Annotated in this window: 20 protein-coding genes; 12 read left to right on the top strand and 8 right to left on the bottom strand. The window is 62.0% G+C overall.

Annotated features, from left to right (window positions below; translation table 11 throughout):
• Nucleotides 1-9: 9 nt before the first annotated feature.
• The 6 genes from AB6Q56_RS02780 to xseB all read right to left on the bottom strand — a co-directional run bounded on the left by AB6Q56_RS02780 (nt 10) and on the right by xseB (nt 5904).
• On the bottom strand, nt 10-1299 hold the full coding sequence (locus AB6Q56_RS02780) for a haloacid dehalogenase-like hydrolase (protein ID WP_434515668.1): 1290 nt from the start codon (nt 1297-1299) through the stop codon (nt 10-12).
• A 355-nt stretch (nt 1300-1654) separates the two neighbouring features.
• Nucleotides 1655-2029, bottom strand: a complete 375-nt coding sequence (locus tag AB6Q56_RS02785; RefSeq protein ID WP_434515669.1) for a YkgJ family cysteine cluster protein — start codon at nt 2027-2029, stop codon at nt 1655-1657.
• 58 nt (nt 2030-2087) lie between these two features.
• Nucleotides 2088-2888 carry a GTP cyclohydrolase FolE2 gene (gene folE2 / locus AB6Q56_RS02790; protein WP_434515670.1) on the bottom strand — a complete coding sequence of 267 codons (801 nt, stop codon included), beginning with the start codon at nt 2886-2888 and terminating at the stop codon, nt 2088-2090.
• 19 nt (nt 2889-2907) lie between these two features.
• A complete protein-coding gene (dxs, locus tag AB6Q56_RS02795; protein WP_434515671.1) occupies nt 2908-4773 on the bottom strand; it encodes a 1-deoxy-D-xylulose-5-phosphate synthase in 1866 nt (621 codons plus the stop codon).
• A gap of 1 nt (nt 4774) precedes the next feature.
• Nucleotides 4775-5668, bottom strand: a complete 894-nt coding sequence (locus tag AB6Q56_RS02800; protein ID WP_434515672.1) for a polyprenyl synthetase family protein — start codon at nt 5666-5668, stop codon at nt 4775-4777.
• Nucleotides 5665-5904 carry an exodeoxyribonuclease VII small subunit gene (xseB, locus tag AB6Q56_RS02805; RefSeq protein WP_434515673.1) on the bottom strand — a complete coding sequence of 80 codons (240 nt, stop codon included), beginning with the start codon at nt 5902-5904 and terminating at the stop codon, nt 5665-5667. The genes AB6Q56_RS02800 and xseB overlap by 4 nt, the downstream gene beginning before the upstream one ends.
• A gap of 104 nt (nt 5905-6008) precedes the next feature.
• Between xseB and AB6Q56_RS02810 the strand changes: the two genes are divergently transcribed.
• Nucleotides 6009-7145: an aromatic ring-hydroxylating oxygenase subunit alpha gene (locus AB6Q56_RS02810; RefSeq protein ID WP_434515674.1), complete on the top strand. Its 1137-nt coding sequence runs from the start codon at nt 6009-6011 to the stop codon at nt 7143-7145.
• A gap of 84 nt (nt 7146-7229) precedes the next feature.
• On the top strand, nt 7230-8081 hold the full coding sequence (locus AB6Q56_RS02815) for a DMT family transporter (protein ID WP_434515675.1): 852 nt from the start codon (nt 7230-7232) through the stop codon (nt 8079-8081).
• A gap of 18 nt (nt 8082-8099) precedes the next feature.
• Here the strand turns inward: AB6Q56_RS02815 and AB6Q56_RS02820 are convergent, their stop codons facing one another.
• Both AB6Q56_RS02820 and AB6Q56_RS02825 read right to left on the bottom strand, forming a co-directional pair.
• On the bottom strand, nt 8100-8378 hold the full coding sequence (locus AB6Q56_RS02820) for a hypothetical protein (RefSeq protein WP_434515676.1): 279 nt from the start codon (nt 8376-8378) through the stop codon (nt 8100-8102).
• A complete protein-coding gene (locus AB6Q56_RS02825) occupies nt 8375-9367 on the bottom strand; it encodes a TerC family protein (protein WP_434515677.1) in 993 nt (330 codons plus the stop codon). Before AB6Q56_RS02825 ends, AB6Q56_RS02820 begins: the two co-directional genes overlap by 4 nt.
• A 229-nt stretch (nt 9368-9596) precedes the next feature.
• Between AB6Q56_RS02825 and AB6Q56_RS02830 the strand changes: the two genes are divergently transcribed.
• The 10 genes from AB6Q56_RS02830 (at nt 9597) to AB6Q56_RS02875 (ending at nt 19789) form a co-directional block, all read left to right on the top strand.
• Nucleotides 9597-9941 carry an STAS/SEC14 domain-containing protein gene (locus tag AB6Q56_RS02830; protein ID WP_434515678.1) on the top strand — a complete coding sequence of 115 codons (345 nt, stop codon included), beginning with the start codon at nt 9597-9599 and terminating at the stop codon, nt 9939-9941.
• 3 nt (nt 9942-9944) lie between these two features.
• Nucleotides 9945-10784 (top strand): sulfurtransferase, encoded by an 840-nt coding sequence (locus AB6Q56_RS02835; RefSeq protein WP_434515679.1) that lies wholly within the window; start codon nt 9945-9947, stop codon nt 10782-10784.
• Between the two features lie 24 nt (nt 10785-10808).
• On the top strand, nt 10809-12638 hold the full coding sequence (locus AB6Q56_RS02840) for a sensor histidine kinase (RefSeq protein WP_434515680.1): 1830 nt from the start codon (nt 10809-10811) through the stop codon (nt 12636-12638).
• Nucleotides 12635-13966, top strand: a complete 1332-nt coding sequence (locus AB6Q56_RS02845) for a sigma-54-dependent transcriptional regulator (RefSeq protein WP_434515681.1) — start codon at nt 12635-12637, stop codon at nt 13964-13966. Before AB6Q56_RS02840 ends, AB6Q56_RS02845 begins: the two co-directional genes overlap by 4 nt.
• Nucleotides 13967-14225: 259 nt before the next feature.
• Entirely contained in the window at nt 14226-14588 is a 363-nt protein-coding gene (locus tag AB6Q56_RS02850; protein ID WP_434515682.1) for a hypothetical protein, read from the top strand.
• 69 nt (nt 14589-14657) lie between these two features.
• Nucleotides 14658-14966: a hypothetical protein gene (locus AB6Q56_RS02855; protein WP_434515683.1), complete on the top strand. Its 309-nt coding sequence runs from the start codon at nt 14658-14660 to the stop codon at nt 14964-14966.
• 2 nt (nt 14967-14968) lie between these two features.
• Nucleotides 14969-15823: a hypothetical protein gene (locus tag AB6Q56_RS02860; RefSeq protein ID WP_434515684.1), complete on the top strand. Its 855-nt coding sequence runs from the start codon at nt 14969-14971 to the stop codon at nt 15821-15823.
• 12 nt (nt 15824-15835) lie between these two features.
• Nucleotides 15836-18409, top strand: coding sequence for a molybdopterin-dependent oxidoreductase (locus AB6Q56_RS02865; protein ID WP_434515685.1), 2574 nt, complete (start codon nt 15836-15838; stop codon nt 18407-18409).
• Complete coding sequence (locus tag AB6Q56_RS02870; protein ID WP_434515686.1) at nt 18409-19080, top strand: 4Fe-4S dicluster domain-containing protein; 672 nt, start codon at nt 18409-18411, stop codon at nt 19078-19080. The genes AB6Q56_RS02865 and AB6Q56_RS02870 overlap by 1 nt, the downstream gene beginning before the upstream one ends.
• The gene (locus AB6Q56_RS02875; protein WP_434515687.1) at nt 19070-19789 is read left to right on the top strand and encodes a TorD/DmsD family molecular chaperone; all 720 of its coding nucleotides are present in this window, start codon (nt 19070-19072) and stop codon (nt 19787-19789) included. The genes AB6Q56_RS02870 and AB6Q56_RS02875 overlap by 11 nt, the downstream gene beginning before the upstream one ends.
• Nucleotides 19790-19793: the final 4 nt, after the last annotated feature.

A 19793-nucleotide genomic window follows, 5' to 3' on the forward strand; every position in this document is an offset into this window, starting at 1 on the left:
CGGAGGAAATCACTTGAGTACTTGGCCTTCCTTGGCGCCCAGCTTGACGTGGGCCTGGGAGGGAATGAAGGTCCCCTTGTTATCGTCGCGTCCCTGCAGCAATACCTTGGCGTCGGCCTTGCCATAGTCAGCAGCGGCAGTGCGGGACAGCTTGTCGATGTCCTTGCCCTTCAGGCGATTGACGATCAGCACCAGCTTGGTGTCGGCGAAATCCTGCATCATGTTCATGTCGCCTTCGCTGTCGCCGGCAACGAAGATGGGGCCGGAGCCATACTTCGACACCAGGAAGCGTTCAATCGCCTTGGTTTTGCCCTTGCCTTGAGTCTGATCGTAGCCCTTGCGGAACTCGGTCTGGATAATTCCCTTGGCGTCCCGTTCGAGTTCCATGCCGATCACGCGGTTGTCGGGACTGAAGTAACCGTACTTGGGATTGGACGAGATTTCCTTGACGACATCGACAAAGGAGGCGGTGCAAATCCAGATGTCGATGCCTGCCGCACGGAAGGCGCGGAAGATGTCCTGCATTTCAGGCATCAATCGCAAACCATTTTTCCAACTGACGGAAACGACCCCCGCCTTGCCCGGAATGGAGGCAGGGCTGGTCCACTTCACTTTTTCGACGGGCTGGGTTAACTGCCAATCCGTCGTCTCCTGTGTCATCTTGCGGACTTGTTGTTCGTTCAGTCCGGTAAACAGGTAGAGTACCCAAGGGTAGGAGATGGAGACGTCGAAGGTGTCGCCGATTGCTTCGTACAGATAACGTACCTTGGTGATGAAGTTGGTGTAGTGCGGATTCTTCTTCACTTCCTCCAGCGGCATCTTCCCCTTCAGTCCCTGGTAGTTGTTGTAAATCCAGGTGTAGCTCTCCACGGCATCAGGTACGACGAGATCGAGATTCACCGGCTGGCCGGCAGCATTGTTGTAGTCTGCCTTGAAGTTGCTCGTCGGGACGTTCATGCGCAGTGCCTTGTCCATCTGGGCCGGCGTCATGTTGAACTTGAGGTTCACCAACTGGTAAATCAGCGTGGCTTCCTCGATGTCCAGGAAGACCATCGTGTTGTCCCAGTCGAACACTGCGTAGGGCGGTTTGGCCGCGTTGTAGTTGGCGCTGCCCTTGCCATGGGTAGCGAGCAGTTTCTCGATTTGCGCTTTATTGAATTTGTCCCAGTTGTAGTCAGCGAGCTTGACGGCCTGCTGGACTTGGGCCTGGGAGTCGGAATACTGCGTGGTTTGGGCACAGCCGCCGAACAATCCAGCGATCAGGGCGGCAATGAGCAGATAGGTGCGCTGCGATTTCATGAGTCTCTCCTTGTGATTGGCATGAAACGATAGAGTCAAACCTGAAGAGTGCTAAGACAACCCGCTACTTGGTCATGCTACTCCCATTCATGGGCGGGATAGGAGAGGGCTGCTACGCAAATTCGCCTTGCCTTGACTTGGGTCAACGCTGGCAGGGGCGGGGGATTAAACAGCACCTTTTAAGGACTGTTCAGGCTGCCGGCATGGCCAGCGAGCGGTTCACGCTTTTTTTCCGCAGATTTCAGATGCCGCTATGCTTTGACTTGGCGTCCGCCTTTGAGCTGGCTTCCACCCCCCCAAATAAAACCGGGTGCTCGGCAGTTCAAAACGGGGTGTTGCGGTGCTTTTGGATTGCCTATCGGCCTATGCCATAGTGTTCGCGCAAGCGTTGGCATTCGGGGTGCGGCGAGCCGTCGGCGAGGAAGGCCTGAAACTCCCGGCAGGTCGATGGGCGCTGGCTGTAGATGGCGCAGTGACCGTCGTCGTGCAGAGCAATGCAGCGTCCGCGACCGGTTTCCGTGCCGCGCATGCAGGCCAGGAAGGGGCTGACCGGACTGGTCAGGTGGGCTGGGACGAAACCGCCCGGCTGGGTGTCGAGTTCGCCGTGGTAGAAGGAAACCCGGTAGTGGTAACAGCATGCGCCACAGCTGAAGCAAGGATTGTCCTCTTCAGTCATGTCGTAGAAGACACGGCCGTCGGATTGCGGCTGCGGAATTTGGGTTCTGCGCACTGTCAGTCGTTGCGCTGCCGGGCAGGAAAGCGAGCGTTCCTGCCCAGGCCCGGCGGCGTTAGCGGGCGGTCTTGTCGTTTTCGATCAGCGCGTAGGCCGAGTGGTTGTGGATGGACTCAAAGTTTTCCGATTCCACGATATAAGCGTCGATGCGCTTTTCGGCGTTGAGGCGGGCAGCCACGTCGCGGACCATGTCCTCGACAAATTTTGGGTTGTCGTAGGCGCGCTCGGTGACGTATTTCTCGTCCGGGCGCTTGAGCAGCCCGTAGAGTTCGCAGGAGGCTTCCTGTTCGACCAGTTGCACGATTTCCTCGATCCACACGAAATCATTGGTACGGGCGGTGACGGTGACGTGCGAGCGCTGGTTGTGGGCGCCGCGCTCGGAAATCTTTTTCGAGCAGGGGCACAGGCTGGTTACCGGGACCACGACCTTGGTCGAGGTGACGATATCGCCGTTACTGATGTCGCCGATGAAGGTGACGTCATAGTCCATCAGGCTCTGCACGCCGGACACCGGGGCGGTCTTGTTGATGAAATACGGGAAATTCATCTCGATGTGGCCGGTTTCGGCTTCGAGCTTGACGACCATGTCGCGCAGCATGGTCGGGAAGTTCTCGACCGAGATTTCGCGTTCGTGGCTGTTCAGGATTTCCACGAAGCGGGACATGTGGGTGCCCTTGAAGTTGTGCGGCAGGCCGACGTACATGTTGAACATGGCGATGGTGTGCTGCACGCCGGTCGATTTGTCCTGCACCTTGACCGGGTGGCGGATGGACTTGATGCCGACCTTGTTGATCGCGATCTGGCGTGTGTCGGCAGAGTTCTGGACGTCGGGGATGTTGGGGGTGGGGGCGCTCATTCGCTGTTCTCTCGGTAATTTATTGTTGGTCGGCTCGGGCGCCGAGTTTTTCACGGATCGTGCGCACGATGCCTTCCTTGTCGAGGCCCAACTCGGACAGGAGCTGGCCTTGTTCGCCATGGTCGATGAAGCGGTCGGGCAGGCCAAGGCGCAGTACCGGCACTGTCAGCCTGTTTTCCGCCAGTACCCGCTCGACTTCCGAACCGGCACCACCAATCACGGCGTTCTCTTCGATGGTCACGAGCAGGGAATGGTTCCCGGCCAATTCAACAATCAGCGCTTCGTCGATGGGTTTGACGAAGCGCATGTTGGCTACGGTGGCATCCAGTTCGTCGCCAGCGGGAAGTGCTGCACCGAGCAGGGGACCGAAAGCGAGGAGCGCGACGCCATGACCTTGGCGGCGAATTTCGCCCTTGCCCAGCGGCAAAGTATCGAGTTCGGGCGAGGGGGGGGCGCCGGTGCCGCTGCCGCGCGGGTAGCGCACCATGGAGGGGCAATCGAGGGTATAGGCCGTGGACAGCATGCGCCGGCACTCGGCTTCGTCCGACGGGGTCATGACCACCATGTTGGGGATGCAGGTGACGTAGGACAGGTCGAAGGTGCCGTGGTGTGTCGGGCCATCGGCGCCAACCAGGCCGCCGCGGTCGACAGCAAAGACGACCGGCAGGTTCTGCAGGGCGACGTCATGGACCAACTGGTCGTAGGCGCGCTGGAGGAAGGTCGAGTAGATGGCGACGACCGGCTTCAGGCCTTCGCAGGCGAGGCCGGCGGCGAAGGTGACGGCATGCTGTTCGGCGATGCCGACATCGTAGTAGCGGTCAGCGTGTTCGTTGGCGAAGCGGACCATGCCCGACCCTTCGCGCATGGCCGGGGTGACGCCGACCAGTCGGGAGTCGGCCTTGGCCTGGTCGCACAGCCAGTCGCCAAAAACCTGGGTGTAGGTCAGTTTGCCGGAGCCTTTGGCCGACTGGATGCCCTCGCCGGCGGCGAACTTGCCGACGCCGTGGTAGAGGATGGGGTCGTTCTCGGCCAGCTTGTAACCTTGGCCCTTTTTGGTGATGACGTGCAGGAACTTCGGGCCCTTGAGCTTCTTCAGGTTTTCCAGCGTCGGGATCAGGGCGTCGAGATCGTGGCCGTCGATCGGGCCGTAGTAGTGGAAGCCGAATTCCTCGAACAGCGTGCCGGGGGCGATCATGCCCTTGACGTGTTCCTCGGCCCGGCGCGCCAGTTCGAGCAGCGGCGGTGCGAAGCCGAGCATGTGGCGGCCGGCTTCGCGGGCGACGTTGTAGGTCTTGCTGGAAGTCAGGCGGGTCAGGATGTTGTTCAGCGCGCCGACCGGCGGCGAGATCGACATTTCGTTGTCGTTGAGGATGACCAGCATGTCGGCATCGGCGACGCCGGCGTTGTTCAGTGCCTCGAAGGCCATGCCGGCCGACATGGCGCCATCGCCAATGATGGCGACGGCCTTGCGGTCTTCGCCCTTCTGCTTGGCGGCCAGGGCCATGCCCAGGGCTGCCGAGATCGAGGTTGACGAGTGGCCGACGCCGAAGGTGTCGTAAGGGCTTTCGCAGCGCTTCGGAAAGCCGGCAACACCGTGGCGCATGCGCAGCTTGGCCATGCCCTCGCGGCGGCCGGTGAGCACCTTGTGCGGGTAGCACTGGTGGCCGACGTCCCACACTAGGCGGTCGTCCGGGGTGTTGAATACGGCGTGCAGGGCGATGGTCAGCTCGACCGTGCCGAGGTTGGACGACAGGTGGCCGCCGGTCTGGGAGACGGATTCGATCAGGAAGGCGCGCAATTCAACGGCGAGTTGCGGCAGTTGCTTGCGATCCAGGCGACGCAGATCGGCCGGACTGTGGATGGTATCGAGCAGGCTGTAAGGCATCTCAGAATTGCCGGTGGCAGATGAAATCGGCCAGTTGGTTCAGGCGGGTGGCGCGGTCGCCGAAGATGGCGAGGGCGTCGCGGGCGTCGGCGCGCAGTTCGTCGGCGTAGGCGCGGGCTTTTTCCAGGCCGAGCAGGGCGACGTAGGTCGGCTTGTCGGCAGCCTCGTCCTTGCCGGCGGTCTTGCCCAATGTGGCTGTGCTCGCCGTGCAGTCGAGAATGTCGTCGACAACCTGGAAGAGCAGGCCGGCGCGCTTGGCAAAACGGTCGAGGTTGCTGCGCTCGTCGGTGGAGAGCGGTTGGCCGGCGAGGGCGCCGAGCAGCACGGCAGCGCGGATCAGGGCGCCGGTCTTCAGCGCGTGCATCAACTCCAGTTCGGGCTGGGTTAGCGGCTTGCCGACCGAGGCGAGATCGATGGCCTGGCCGCCGGCCATGCCGCGCGAACCGCTGGCGTGGGCGAGCAAGGCGATCATTTCGAGCTGCTGCTTCGGCTCGCCGAGGGGCTGGCTGGCCAGCAGTTCGAAGGCCATGGTCTGCAGGCTGTCGCCAACCAGCAGGGCGGTCGCTTCGTCGAATTCGACATGGCAGGTCGGGCGGCCGCGGCGCAGCACATCGTCGTCCATGCACGGCAGGTCGTCGTGCACCAGCGAATAGGCGTGGATCATCTCGACGGCGCAGCCCACCACATCAAGCGCTTCCGGCGTGGCGCCGGTCAGCTCGCCGGCGGCGTGGGCGAGCAGCGGGCGGACGCGCTTGCCGCCGCCGAGCGTGGCGTAGCGCATCGCTTCATGCAGGCGGGCCGGGATGCTGTCGCCGGAGGGCAGGAAGCGGCCGAGCGCGGTTTCGGCACGGTCCTGAGTGACGGCCATCCATTCGGTGAAGGGCAGGGTGCTCACTGGGCCTCCAGCGTATTTCTATCGACTGTCTTGAATTCCCCGTTTTCGAGTACGCGGACCTGTTCCTCGGCATCGGCAAGCTGGGCCTGGCAGTGCTTCATCAGTTCCATGCCGCGCTTGTAGGCGGCGATGGAAGCTTCGAGTTCGAGCTTGCCGCCTTCCATGCTGGAGACGATGTCTTCGAGTTCGGCGAGGGCCGTCTCGAATTTCATGTCGGCGATGGGGGTTTGATCCATGTCAGTGGGGTTCGGGGAAACACGCGAAAATACTCCATCCAGGGGCTTCAGGTCAAATGCGGGGCGGGGTAAAATCCTGTTTTTTCAACCCGCTGGAGCGTGGAATGTCTGACGTGGCGAATCTGTCCCGTTTGGCCCCCGCAGTTTCCCAACTGCCGGTGGACTGGTACTTCGATCAATCGATTCATGAGCTGGAGAAGAAGCTCATCTTCGATGCCGGTCCTGGCTACGTCGGCCACCAGTTGATGGTGCCGGACGCGGGTGATTACCGTTCCCTGGAGTGGAAGGATCACGGCCAGATGCTGCTCAACGGCGGCAGCGAGGGCACGAATGCCGGCATCTGGCAGATGTCCAACGTCTGTCGCCATCGGCAGGCGATCATGCTGCAGGGCGCCGGCAAGCTGAACGGGCCGATCGTCTGCCCGATCCACCGCTGGACCTATGAACAGGGTGGCGAGCTGATCGGCGCACCGCACTTTCCGCAGAATCCCTGCCTGAATCTTAACAAGGCAAAGCTGGAAAACTGGAACGGCCTGCTGTTCAAGGGGCCGCGCTCGGCCAATGCCGACCTGGGCGGGATGAAAGTTGCCCGCGACCTCGACTTTTCCGGCTACAAGCTCGACCACGTCGAGATGCACGAGTGCAACTACAACTGGAAGACCTTCATCGAGGTCTATCTGGAGGACTACCATGTCGTGCCCTACCATCCGGGGCTGGGTAATTTCGTCACCTGCGAAGACCTGACCTGGCAGTTCGGTGACTGGTATTCCGTTCAGAAGGTCGGCATTACCTCGCTCATGAAGGACTCGTCGTCCGCCGTCTACAACCGTTGGCAGAAGGTCGTTCGCGAATACTACGGCGACCGGGGCGAGACGCCGCCGCAGGGCGCCATCTGGCTGACCTACTACCCGAACATCATGGTCGAGTGGTATCCGCACGTGCTGGTCGTGTCGACGCTGCTGCCGATGGGGCCGGACAAGACGATGAACGTCGTCGAGTTCTACTACCCCGAGGAAATCGTCGATTTCGAACGCGAGTTCATCGAGGCCGAGCGCGCCGCCTACATGGAAACCGCCATCGAGGATGACGACATCGGCGAGCGCATGGACCGTGGCCGCAAGGCATTGCTGGCCGAAGGGCGCAATGAGGTCGGCCCGTACCAGAGCCCGATGGAAGACGGCATGCAGCACTTTCACGAGTTCTATCGCCGGATCATGCAGAAGGATATCGAAGCCAGATAAGCGAAGCGCGCTGATTCCGCGCAGCGCCGAAGCAGGGCGTCGGGGTAAAATCCGGCGCCCTTTTCCATTTTCGAGTTCCGCTGCATGCAAGCCCTGTGGATGATCGCCGCCAGCTTCCTGTTCGCCTGCATGGGCGTCTGCGTCAAGCTGGCCGCTGCGACGCATTCGGCGGTCGAGATCACGTTCTGGCGCAGTTTCATTTCGCTGATCCTGATGTTCGGACTGGTCCGCCTGCGCGGCGTATCGCTGAAGACGGCGCACTGGCGCTGGCAGGTGACACGCGGCGCGGTCGGTTTCTCGGCGCTGTTCTCGTATTTTTATGCCATCACCTTGTTGCCATTGGCCACGGCGGTCACGCTGAACTACACCTCGGCGATTTTCCTTGCCCTCTATCTGGGATTTGCCGGCATGCGGATGCGTAAGGGCATTCTTGCGTCCTTGATGCTTGGCCTTGTCGGGGTCGTCCTGCTGCTCAAGCCCACATTCCATGCCGATCAGTTGACGGGCGGGCTGATCGGCCTCGGTTCCGGCGTGCTGGCCGGCATGGCCTATTTCAGCGTGCGTGAACTGGGGGCGCGGGGTGAGCCGGAGACGCGCACGGTATTCTATTTTTCACTGGTGTCGTCGATCGGGGCCGGGGTGTGGCTGCTGTTTAGCGAAATCCATCCGATGGACCTGCGCAGCGGCTTGTTCCTCCTCGGGGTCGCCTGCTTCGCGACCGCTGCCCAACTGGCGATGACCCGCGCCTATTCGCGCGGCAAGACACTGATGTCGGCTGCGCTGGCCTACAGTACGGTGATCTTCTCCAGCCTGTTCGGCATGCTGATCTGGGGCGAGGTCATGGCTGCCTCGTCGTGGTTGGCGATTGGGCTGATCGTCGCTTCCGGCGTGGCTGCAACGCATTTTTCGCGGGCCAATCCGGCGGAAGGCGACTGAGATCGTCGGGATTGCCGACTACAGTCCGGCGACTACTTCGTAGGCACGCAGTTTTTGCGCGATTTGCGGGTTCGCGTCGGCCGGTACCGGCCGATATTGCTCGTTACCCAGGCCATTCGCTTCGTAGGCGCGCGCTTCATCACTGAAACTGACGCGAAAGGATTCCTGGATTTCCGGTAGGTCGACGCGCTGATCCTGCGGTACGCGATCTTGCCGGGGCGCGACCTCACGCAGCAAATTCCCGGGGCGTAGCGCGTATGCCGACAGAAGGTTGGTGGGGTAGGTCAGTGGAATCATGACATTTCCTTTCCCAGCTTTGGGTTGGGAACCGGAGTGTTGCTGCGACGCAGCGACAGTGCAACGGAGGTCGCGATGATGCCGGCGACGACGCCCAGCGAGAGGAGCACCGGAATCTTGACGACATCGATGAGCAGCATCTTGGTGCCGATGAAGATCAGCACGATAGCCAGTCCATACTTGAGCAGCGAGAAACGGTCGGCCATGTCGGCGAGCAGGAAGTACATGGCACGCAGGCCGAGGATGGCGAAGATGTTGGATGTGAGGACGATGAACGGGTCGGTGGTGATGGCAAAAATGGCCGGGATCGAGTCGACGGCGAAGATCACGTCGGAAAACTCGACCAGTACGAGGACCAGGAAGAGCGGCGTGGCGTAGCGGACCAGCGTGCCAGCTTCAGGCCGCTTGATGAAGAAACTTTCGCCATGCAATTGGTCGGTTACCTTGACGTGGCGGCGTATCCAGTTGATCAGCGGATTGTTCGCCAGATCGGGTTTCTCGTCGGCGAACCACCACATCTTGATCCCGGTGATCAGCAGGAAGGCGCCGAAGACGTAGAGCAGCCAGTGGAAATGGGCAATCAGCCAGACGCCGGCAAGGATCATCAAGGTGCGCAGGACGATGGCGCCGAGGACGCCGAAGACCAGCACGCGCTTCTGCAGTTCCGGCGGAATCGCGAAGAAGCCGAACAGCATCAGCCAGACGAAGACGTTGTCCACCGCCAGCGATTTTTCGATCAGGTAGCCGGTGATGTACTCGAGTGCTTTCTGGTTGGCCAGCTCGCGGCCTGCCGTGCCATCCAGGTAGAGCCACAAGGCGCCGGCGAAGAGCATGGAGACGCTGACCCAGATCAGCGACCAGGTGGCGGCTTCGCGCACGCTGACGCGATGCTGCTTGCTGCCGCCGACAACGAACAGGTCGATGGCGAGCATGACGAGGACGATGGCGAAAAATCCCACCCACATCCACCAGGTACCGATCGACTCCATTGCGAGACTCCTTTTGTTTGTCGCCTGTCCGGACACTCACTGCCCCGTGGCGCGCGTTTTTTTCATTGTGGACTTCCGGTCGGCGAAAGGTATCGGAAAAACCGGATCGTCGCTCAGGGCGGAGCGAAGAGTCGCCGCCTCGGCGAGGCCGCCGGCTTTTCCGGAAAGGACCGCAAGACGGGGCATTCCGGGTTAAACTGGAATCACAAAGACTGCGAGGAGCATAAAAATGATCGTCATCGACCACCAGGCCAACCGTGTCAATGTCTCCGTCGTCGGCGAGTTCACACTGGCCGATTACAAGGAGTTCGAGGAGGTCGTCAATTTCAAGGTCAGGTTCGAGGGGCCGGTTGACCTGTACTTCGACCTGACCCAGATGGCCGGCCTGACCCTGGATGTGGCCTGGGAAGAGGTCAAGTTCTCGCGGGCGCACGCCAATGATTTCAAGCGCATCGCCGTGGTTACCGACAGCCAGTGGGTAACCTGGAGCGCCTGGATATCGCAGACCTTCGTCAATGCCGATGTCGAGGTCTTCGACAACGCCGATGAGGCGAAGGGCTGGCTGGAGCAGTAGGCGGTGAGCTACACGACGCTGGTCGATGTCGCCACGCTGCGGGCGCATCTCGACGATCCCGACTGGCTGGTGGTCGATGTGCGCCACCAACTGTCGGATACCGGCTACGGCGAACGTGCCTACGCCGCGAGCCATATTCCCGGAGCGGTCTTCCTGCATTGCGACCGTGACCTGTCGGGGCCGATGACCGGCAGCAACGGTCGCCATCCCTTGCCCGACATTGAGCAACTGGCGCACTACCTGGGCGATATCGGGATTGGCGCCACGACGCAGGTGGTGGTTTACGACGATGCCCAGGGGATGATTGCCGGTCGCTTGTGGTGGCTGCTGCGCTGGCTGGGGCATGACGCGGTTGCGCTGCTCGACGGCGGCTTGCAGGCCTGGCAGGCGGCGGGCGGTGCGCTGACCGACCTGCGGCCGACGCCCGTTCCGCGCGTTTTCGTGGCTCGCCCCCGCGATCTGAAAGTCAAGGCCGATTACGTGCTGGAACGTATCGAGACGCCGCACATGCATCTGGTCGATGCGCGCGGGCCGGATCGCTTTCGCGGCGAGAACGAGACCATCGATCCGGTCGGCGGCCACATTCCCGGTGCCGTGAACCGTTTCTTCAAGGACAACCTGCAGGCCGACGGCCGTTTCAAGCCGGCGGCACAGTTGCGAGCAGAGTGGTTGGCGCTTCTCGCCGGATCGCCGCCCGACCAGGTCATCCACCAGTGCGGATCCGGTGTTTCCGCCTGCCTGAACATGGTAGCGATGGAGATTGCCGGTTTGCCCGGTTCGCGACTCTATGCCGGGTCGTGGAGCGAGTGGTGCGCCGACCCGGGGCGGCCGGTCGCCCGCTGAGCGGGGCTGCGGGGAGGAGCCGGAATGTCGTTGTCGCGCCGTATCCTCCGCCAGGTGTTGCTGGTTGCCGGCGGGGCCTCGCTGCTCTTCGGCATCCTCTTTCTCGGACTTTATCGCGACCAACTGGAACGAGAGCGGGCGACCACCTCGGAGCAGGTGAACCGTCTGCTCCGGGTGGCACTCGAAAACGCGATGCTCAAGCGCGATGTGCCGGGGTTGCGCGATATCGTCCGGCAACTGGGGCAACAGCCGGGCATCGCCGGTGTGATGATCCTGGCGCCGCATGGCGAGGTGCGTTTCGCGTCGGCTGACGGCCGGTTGGGGCGCGTATTTCCCGAATTGACCGCGGCGACGAAGCCGGGCGTTCCGGTCAGTCGTTTCGTCGAGGGGGATGGGGGGGGCGAGGTGCTGCGCTCGATCAACCCGGTGCCCAACCAACTCCCCTGTATCGGTTGCCACGGGCCGATCGATCTGCATCCGGTCAATGGAATCCTGGTGGTCGATTACGATGCGGGAACCATCCGCCAGGCTGCTTACCGCAGCGCAGCGCTGTTTTCGGCGGCCGGCATCGCGGTGCTCGGCCTGACCCTTTGGTCTGTCTGGCGCTTGTTGCGCCGCCGGGTCATCGCGCCGCTGGGCCGACTGGATGCAACGGCCAATGCGCTGGCGGCGGGCAATCTGTCGATTCGCGCGCCGCTGGGCGAGGCGGATGAAATGGGGCGTCTCGCGACCAGCTTCAACCATATGGCGGAACGCCTGGTCGAGCAGATCGGTCGTTCCGAGAAGCAACAGCAGTACCTGCAGCAATTGCTCGATGGCCTGCCCGACGGGGTGCGCGTCATCCGACAGCGCGATTTCCGGGTGCTGGCGGCCAATAGCGCCTACTGCCGGCAACTGGGGGTGAGCCCGGAGCAGGTGCTCGGCCAGGCCTGCCATCGCTCCAGCCATGCCCGCGAAACGCCCTGCGCGCCGACCATGGTTATCTGCCCGGTACACGAACTGCGGCAGGATGGACAGGCGCTCAAGTGTCGCCACCATCATCGCGCCGCCGATGGCCGGGAACTCCCGGTCGAGGTGCATTCCGTGCGCTTGCAACACGAAGGCGAGGCATTGATTGTCGAATCGATCATCGATCTCTCGCAGGCCGTGCGCCATTCGCAGGAGCAGCGCCTGTCCGAGCTCGGCCTGCTCGCGGCCGGCATTGCCCATGAAATCCACAATCCGCTCGGTTCGATGCGCCTCGCGGTCGATGGTCTGCTGCGCGGCTTGCGCAACGGGCAGGACGATCCCAAGCGGCTGCTCGGCTATCTCGAGATGATGAGCGTCGAGATTGACCGCTGCACCGGCATTACCCAGCGCTTGCTGCTGCTCTCCCGTTTGCCGCAGCAGATTCCGCAGATCGTCGATCTCAACCGCGCGGTCGGCGATACGGTCAGCCTGCTCGACTTTGATGCCCGCAGCCACGGCATTGTCCAGCATCTCGACCTCGACGCCGCGGAACCGCGCGTACTGGCGGATGACAGCGATCTGCGCATGCTGGTGCTCAACCTCGTGCAGAATGCCCATCACGCCATGCCGCAGGGGGGCGAATTGACGGTGCGGACACGAGGGGGCGAGAGCGAGGCGTTGCTCGAGGTAATCGACAGCGGTTGCGGCATTCCCGACGAGGCCCTCGGCCGCATATTCGACCCGTTCTACAGCCGTCGGGCCGATGGCGAAGGTGGCACTGGTCTTGGACTGACTATCTGCAAGAGCATCGTCGAGCGCTACGGCGGTCGTATCGACGTGGTCAGTCGCGAAGGGACGGGGACGATCTTCCGTGTCGCGTTGCCGGTCGCAAAGGTGGAGGCATGAAAAAACTGATTCTGGTCGTCGACGACGACCGCGTCTTCAACCAGTTGCTGGTCGAGCAGATCGGCGATATGGGACTGGAAGCCATCGGGGCCACGAGTTGGGCCGAGGCCTCGCGGGTGCTGGCCGAGCGCGAGCCCGACCTGCTTTTTCTCGACTTCAAGCTGCCCGACGCCGAAACGCCGCAATTGGTCGAAACCCTGTCGCCCCAGTTCCCGATCATCGTACTCACCGGTTACGGCTCGATCCGCAATGCGGTCAGCCTGATCCAGGCGGGCGCCGTCGAATACCTGACCAAGCCGGTGAGCCTTGACGAACTGGAAATCACCATTCGCCGCGAACTGGCCAGCGCCGAATTGCGCAGCCGGAACGCCTTCTACCAGCGCCAGCTCGAATCCCGTCGGCCGGGGCCGCTGGTGGGAGGCTCGAAAGCGATGGAAGCGCTGCAGCGGATGATCGAAGCCGTCGCGCCGACCGATGCGACGGTGCTGATCCAGGGCGAGTCCGGGACCGGCAAGGAAATGGTGGCGCAGGCCGTGCACGAGGGAAGTGTGCGGGCCGGGCGGGAAATGGTGACTATCGACGGCGGTACGCTGCAGGAGACGCTGTTCGAATCGGAACTCTTCGGCCACGAGCGCGGCGCCTTCACCGGTGCCGACCGCCAGAAAAAGGGCCTGATCGAGGAGGCGGCGGGCAGCACCCTGTTCCTCGACGAAATCGGCGAAACCTCGCCGGCCAACCAGGCCAAGCTGTTGCGGGTGCTGGAGACGAGCACCTTCCGGCGGGTCGGCGGGGCGAAGACGCTGAAGGCCGATGTGCGCTTTGTCGTGGCAACCAACCGCGACCTGGCCGAGTTGAGCCAGTCCGGCGGTTTTCGCAGCGACCTGTATTTCCGCCTGGCCAGCTTCGTCATCCAGGTGCCGCCCTTGCGCGAGCGGCGCGACGACATTCCCTTGCTGGCCACGCATTTCCTGCAGCGCTTCTCGCGCGGTATCGAACGCAAGCTGACCGTCGAGGCGCAAAAGCTGCTGGTCGCCTACGACTGGCCGGGGAACGTGCGTGAGCTGCGCAACCTGATCGAGCGGGCGGCGATCCTGGCCGGACGGGAAGAGCGCATCCGCCCCGAACATTTCGGGCCATTGCTGTCGCGCCGTGAGGATGCGGTGATTTACGCCTTCGAGCATGAGCCGAAGTTGGCCGAGGTCGAGCGCGAATGCCTGCGCCAGAGCCTGATTCGGCATGCCGGTAATCGGGCGCAGGTGGCCGCTGTCCTGGGCATCAGCGAACGCAACATCTACCGCCTGATCAAGCTGTACGAACTGGATTTCTGAGCGCCTGCCAAAATGGCATGGTGCGGATTTGTTTGGAATCAATAGGTTGCGGGAATGTACGCGATTGTGCCCTGACAATTTGGCAGTATGGCGATTTGGCCTGCTTGCGTTGTTTGATAAAAAATCAATGTAATCAATTGCATGTGCTTTTGCTTCGAGATGGTCCGGAATGTGCGTTAGGCATACTGTCCCGGTCGCTACCGGGGCCGCTTTTGCCAAGGAGGCGGGGCGAATACCTAATGACATGAGAGGAACCTACATGAAGAAATTGTCGACTATGGCTGCCGTTGCCTTCGTTTCCCTGGCTGCCGCTACCGCCAACGTGCATGCCGAGCAGAAAGGCATGTCCGGCATGGAAGGTCAAAAGGGGATGAGCGGCATGTCCGGCATGCAGGGACAGAAGGGGATGTCCGGTATGGAAGGCCAGAAAGGCATGTCCGGCATGGGCGGTATGTCGGGTATGGAAGGTCAGAAGGGCATGTCCGGCATGGGTGGGATGTCCGGTATGGAAGGCATGGAGGGCATGTCCGGTATGGAAGGCCAGAAAGGTATGTCCGGTATGGGCGGCATGTCCGGTATGGAGGGCCAGAAGGGCATGAGCGGCATGCAGGGCAAGAAATAACGAACCCGGTGCCACAATGGGGCGGAGGTAACTTTCTCTCCGCCCCTTTTTTCGATGGAGTCATGCATCGTGACGTGCAAGATCAAAATCCGGGTTTTCCTGATCGGACAGTTTTTCCTGACTGCCGCGGCATCGGCACAGACGGATGGGGTGGCCGGTTTGCAGCCTTATCAACGGCCAGCCGGTGCGCCGGTTGTCGAGCGTTTCGAGCAAAGTGAAGCCTGGAAGGCGCGGGCACTGAAAGGGATAGGCGAACCGCGAACCGGGGTCGATTTCCTGAAGGACCAGGGGGCTTGGTATACCCCGTTCAACCGGCCCAATCTGCAGGGGCGCTACGATATTCGCCAACTGCACGACAACGACAACAAGAAAGATTGATCATGGAAAGCCCCAAGACCGGCATTCTGATTCTGGCGCTGGTGGCGATTGCGACAGCAGTCGGCATCTTTCTGGGTTTGCAACTGCGTCAGCCAGCGCAGACGGCCGCCATTGCGGCCCAAGGCCCGGTCAACTCGGGAAAGGACCATCTGCGCGCCACCTACGACCCGATCCATTTCAAGCCGGCGATCGACAAGGCGACTGACGCCCAGTGCCTGGCTTGCCACCGGGAGGTGCTCGAAGACAAGGTGCGCGAGACCTCGCCGGTCGGCATCAAGGCGGCTGCCAGCAAGGCCTGGTACCAGCGGTTGAGCACCTATGCCGGCGAGCAGGATACGTTCCATCGCCGCCATCTGGTGACGCCGATGGCCAGGGAGTTGATGAACCTGAGCTGCACGACCTGCCACCAGGGCAGCGACCCGCGCGAGGAGGCGCCCGGCTCGTCGGCGACCGCGATGCCGCAATCGACCGATGCCTTCACGCTGCGCAAACAGGTCAATCCGGAAACCACCTGCCTGAAATGCCACGGCCAGATGAACATCCAGGTCATGGGCCTGCCTTCGCCATGGCTTGAGAGCAAAGAAATGTTCGGCAACAGCTGCCTGACCTGCCATGCGGCAATCCGTACCAAGCGCCATCAGGTCAGCTATCTGAAAGCGGAGGCCATCGAGGCGGCCGGGGCGAAAAACGCGGATACCTGCTACGGCTGCCACGGCGGCCGCTCGTGGTACCGCATCAGCTATCCCTATCCGCGCCACGCCTGGGAGGGCATGGCCCCCGAGGTGCCCGACTGGGCCAAGGACCGCCCGACCGAATCGGAAGCACGCTTTCTGCTTCCCGTTGTGACCCAGAAATAAGCAGGAACGACCATGGACAAGAAAACAAACTGGCTCGATCTCCTCAACCCCAAGCGCCGCAATTTCCTGAAGACCGTCGGGGCCGGCGCCGCCGTGGCGACGACCAGCGGGCTGGTTGAACTCGGCAGCGGTGAGAAGGAGGCCAAGGCCTTCGCCTACGAGCCCTACCCGCGTGACGACCAACTGACCACCGTGGTGACCTCCTGCGACCACAATTGCGGTTCGCGCCACATGCTGGTGGCGCACAAGAAGGGCGATGTGATCGTTCGGCTGAGTACTGACGACGGGCGTTACCAGGAGGGCGGCAAGTTCGGTTTCGAGAGCGAGCAGGTGCCGCAACTGCGCGCCTGCCTGCGCGGGCGCTCCTATCGCAGCCGGCTGTATTCGCCGGAGCGGCTGCTCTACCCGATGATGCGCGTCGGCGAACGCGGCGAGGGCAAGTTCAAGCGGGTATCGTGGGATGAGGCGCTCGACTACGTGGCCCGCAAGATGGTCGACCTGAAGCAGAAATACGGACCGACCGCCATTCTCGACCAGGCGTATGCCGGTACCTCCTATGGCGTGCTGCACAAATCCGACCAGATCGAGGGGCTGCTCGCCCGTTTCCTCGGCATGTTCGGCTGCCGCACCAACTCATGGTCGGTGCCCAGCTATCAGGGCACGACCTTCAGTTCGCGCATGACCTTCGGCACCATCACCGACGGCAACGAGGATGACGCCTTCGCGCACTCCAAGCTGATCATCATGTGGGGCTGGAACCCGGCCTACACCTTCCATGGCGGCAACACTTTCTACTACATGCGCCTCGCCAAGCAGCGCGGTTGCAAGTTCGTCGTGGTCGATCCGCAATACACCGACTCGGCGGCCAGCTACGACGCCTGGTGGATTCCGATCAAGCCGAACACCGATGCCGCGATGCTCGCCGGCATGGCCCACCATATCTTTGCCAACAACCTGCAGGACCAGAAGTTCATCGACAAGTTCTGCCAGGGGATGGATGCCGGCACGACGCCGGAGCAGTTCAAGGATCGCGAGAACTTCAAGGACTACATCCTCGGCAAGTACGACGGCACGCCGAAAACGTCGGAGTGGGCCGAGAAAATATGCGGCGTGCCGGCGGCCGATATCAGGAAGCTGGCCGAGATGTACGCCACGACCAAGCCCGCCGCGCTGAAGGCGAGCTGGGCGCCGGGGCGCGCATCGTACGGCGAGCAATACAACCGGATGGCCGCCGCCCTTCAGGCGATGACCGGCAACATCGGCATTCTGGGCGGCTGCGCCGAGGGTGTCGGCAAGGGCTGGCACGCTGAAGCGGTGGCCTACCCATACGACAAGTACGCCAACGTCTGGTACGCCTCGCTGAAGTCGGATCGCTGGGCGCACTGCGTGCTCAACTACCCCAACGTGAAGCGCGAGGAAATCGGCTGCTGGCCGCGCAACGACGAGCTGGACGGCAAGATTCCCAACATCAAGGCGATCTTCTGGCACGGCTCGGACTGGTTCAACCAGCTGACCAACATCAACAAGGAAATCGCCGCGATCAAGAAGCTGGAACTGGTCGTCTGCATGGATTCGACCATCACGCCGTCCGGCCTGTGGGCCGACGTGCTGTTCCCGATCGCCACCCACTTCGAGCGCCAGGACGTGGCCTTGCCCTGGTACAAGGGCCACTACTACATCCATCGGCCGAAGGTCATCGAGCCGCTGGGCGAGTCGAAGACCGATTTCCAGGTATTTACCGAGCTGGCCTATCGCATCGAGAAGCTCGATCCGAGCGTCGAGAATTTCGGCAAGCGCTACAACCCCAAGTCGCAGCGCGATTATTTCCAGAACAACGATGCGACCGACGAGGCCTACCTGACCGACTGGTGGAAGAACAAGGTGCAGGCGCACCAGGGCGTCAAGATGTCCTGGGAGACCTTCAAGAAGCACGGGGTCTACAAATTCACCTTCGACAAGCCGCATGTCGCGTTCGAGGAACAGATCAGCCAGGGCGTGCCATTCGAGACACCCTCGGGCAAGATCGAAATACTCTCCACTACGCTGGCCAACATCAAGGATTGGACGAAGACCCAGTACGGCTACGAAATCCCCTACATCCCGAAGTGGATCGAGCCCTTCGAGTCGCTGAATCACGAGAAGGCGAAGACCTATCCTTTCCATATGGTCACGCCGCACCCGCGCTGGCGTACCCATTCGATCTTCCACAACATTCCCTGGCTGCGCGAAACCTACCAGCAGGAAATCACCATCAGCGCCCGCGATGCCAAGGCGCGCGGCATCGTTACCGGAGATATTGTCGAGGTCTGGAACGACCGCGGGCGGGTGGTCGTTCCCGCGTATGTGACCGAGCGCTGCATGCCGGGCGTCGTCGTGCTCTATGAAGGTGCATGGATGGATCTCGCCAAGGACGGCACCGATCGCGCTGGCAACCCGGATTTCCTGACGTTGGACCAGCCGAGCCCGGCCGGCGCGTTCGCCTACAACACCATCCTGGTCGATTTCAAGAAGACCAGCCTTGAACATCACCCGGGTTGGGATACCCAGGCCACCTCGCGCTCCGTCATCTTCCGGAGGGACAAGTAATGGTCAAGAAGATCGACAAGCAGGAACTCAAGTCGGCCATCGAGCGCAAGGTTGCGCAGACCTACGAGCCGGTAAAACCGGCCGTCCAGCTCGGGTTTATCCACCACAACGTCGATTGCATCGGCTGCCGGGCCTGCGAAATCGCCTGCAAGGACAAGAACGGCTTGCCGCCGGGGCCGCGCTTCCGGCGCGTCATGTACGTCGAGGGCGGCAGCTTTCCGGATGTCCATGCCTACAAGGTCAACATGGCGTGCAACCACTGCGCCGAACCGGCCTGTCTGCCGACCTGCCCGACCGGGGCGATCTGGAAGCGGGCCGACAACGGCGTGGTCGATATCGATTCGACGCTGTGCATCGGCTGCCGCAAATGCGAGGCCGCCTGCCCCTACGGTGCGCCGCAGTGGGATCCGCAGGAACTGGTGATCAAGAAATGCAACATGTGCATCGACGAACTGGAAGCCGGCCGCAAACCTTATTGCGTGATGGCCTGCATGATGCGGGTGCTGGATATCGGGCCGATCGAGGAAATATGGAAGGGGGCGTTCAAGACCACGGCAATGGGGCCCAACGATAAACCGGTCAAGCAAGTCAAGAATATGGCCAATCCGGAGCTGACGCGCCCGTCGATTGCCTTCATTCCTCACAGCAAGGGACGGATCGATGGAAAATGAACTGTTTGTCGCGCTGGCCGACGATCTTGATCAATTGATCCGCCTGCACGATCGGGAGCTGGAGGGGGCGCTCATCGGCGCGCTGCGGTCTGCCGACTTCCCGCACGGCCTGGCTTTGCCGCCGGCAGGCGACGATGGTCGGGCCGCCTACGCCAACATGGCCGATGCCTTGAACGAGGAGGAGTCCCTCGATGAACTGGCGGCCGATTTTGCGGCGATTTATCTGAACAATAGCCTGGGCGCCTCGCCCTACGAATCCGTCTGGTTGTCCGACGACCATCTGGCCTGCGCGGCGCCGATGTTCGAGTTGCGGGAGCTCTACGCGGCAGCCGGGTTACAGGCGGTCGACTGGCGCAACCGCTTCGACGACCATTTCGTGCTGCAGCTGCAGTATTTGCGCCTCATCCTCGTCGATCCGACCGTCGACCTGAAATCGGCGGCGGCTTTCATCGACGAGCACCTCGGCTACTGGTTTCCCGATTTCGCGCAACGGGTATCGATGCAATGCGGTACCCGTTTTTACGCGGCGCTGGTTGAATTGACGCATGTCTGGCTGCTGCGCTTCCGTCGCTTGCTCGACGAGGTGTATGACCTGCCGATTCCCTCCCGGGAGCAGATGGCCGAGCGCATCAATCGCAAGCTGGTGCTCGACAAGGTCGAAGTCGCGCCGATCCGCTTCATGCCCGGTGCCGCCGGGCCGAGTTGGTAGGGCG

The organism is Dechloromonas sp. ARDL1 (genome assembly GCF_051122455.1).
Classification (GTDB): Bacteria; Pseudomonadota; Gammaproteobacteria; order Burkholderiales; family Rhodocyclaceae; genus Azonexus.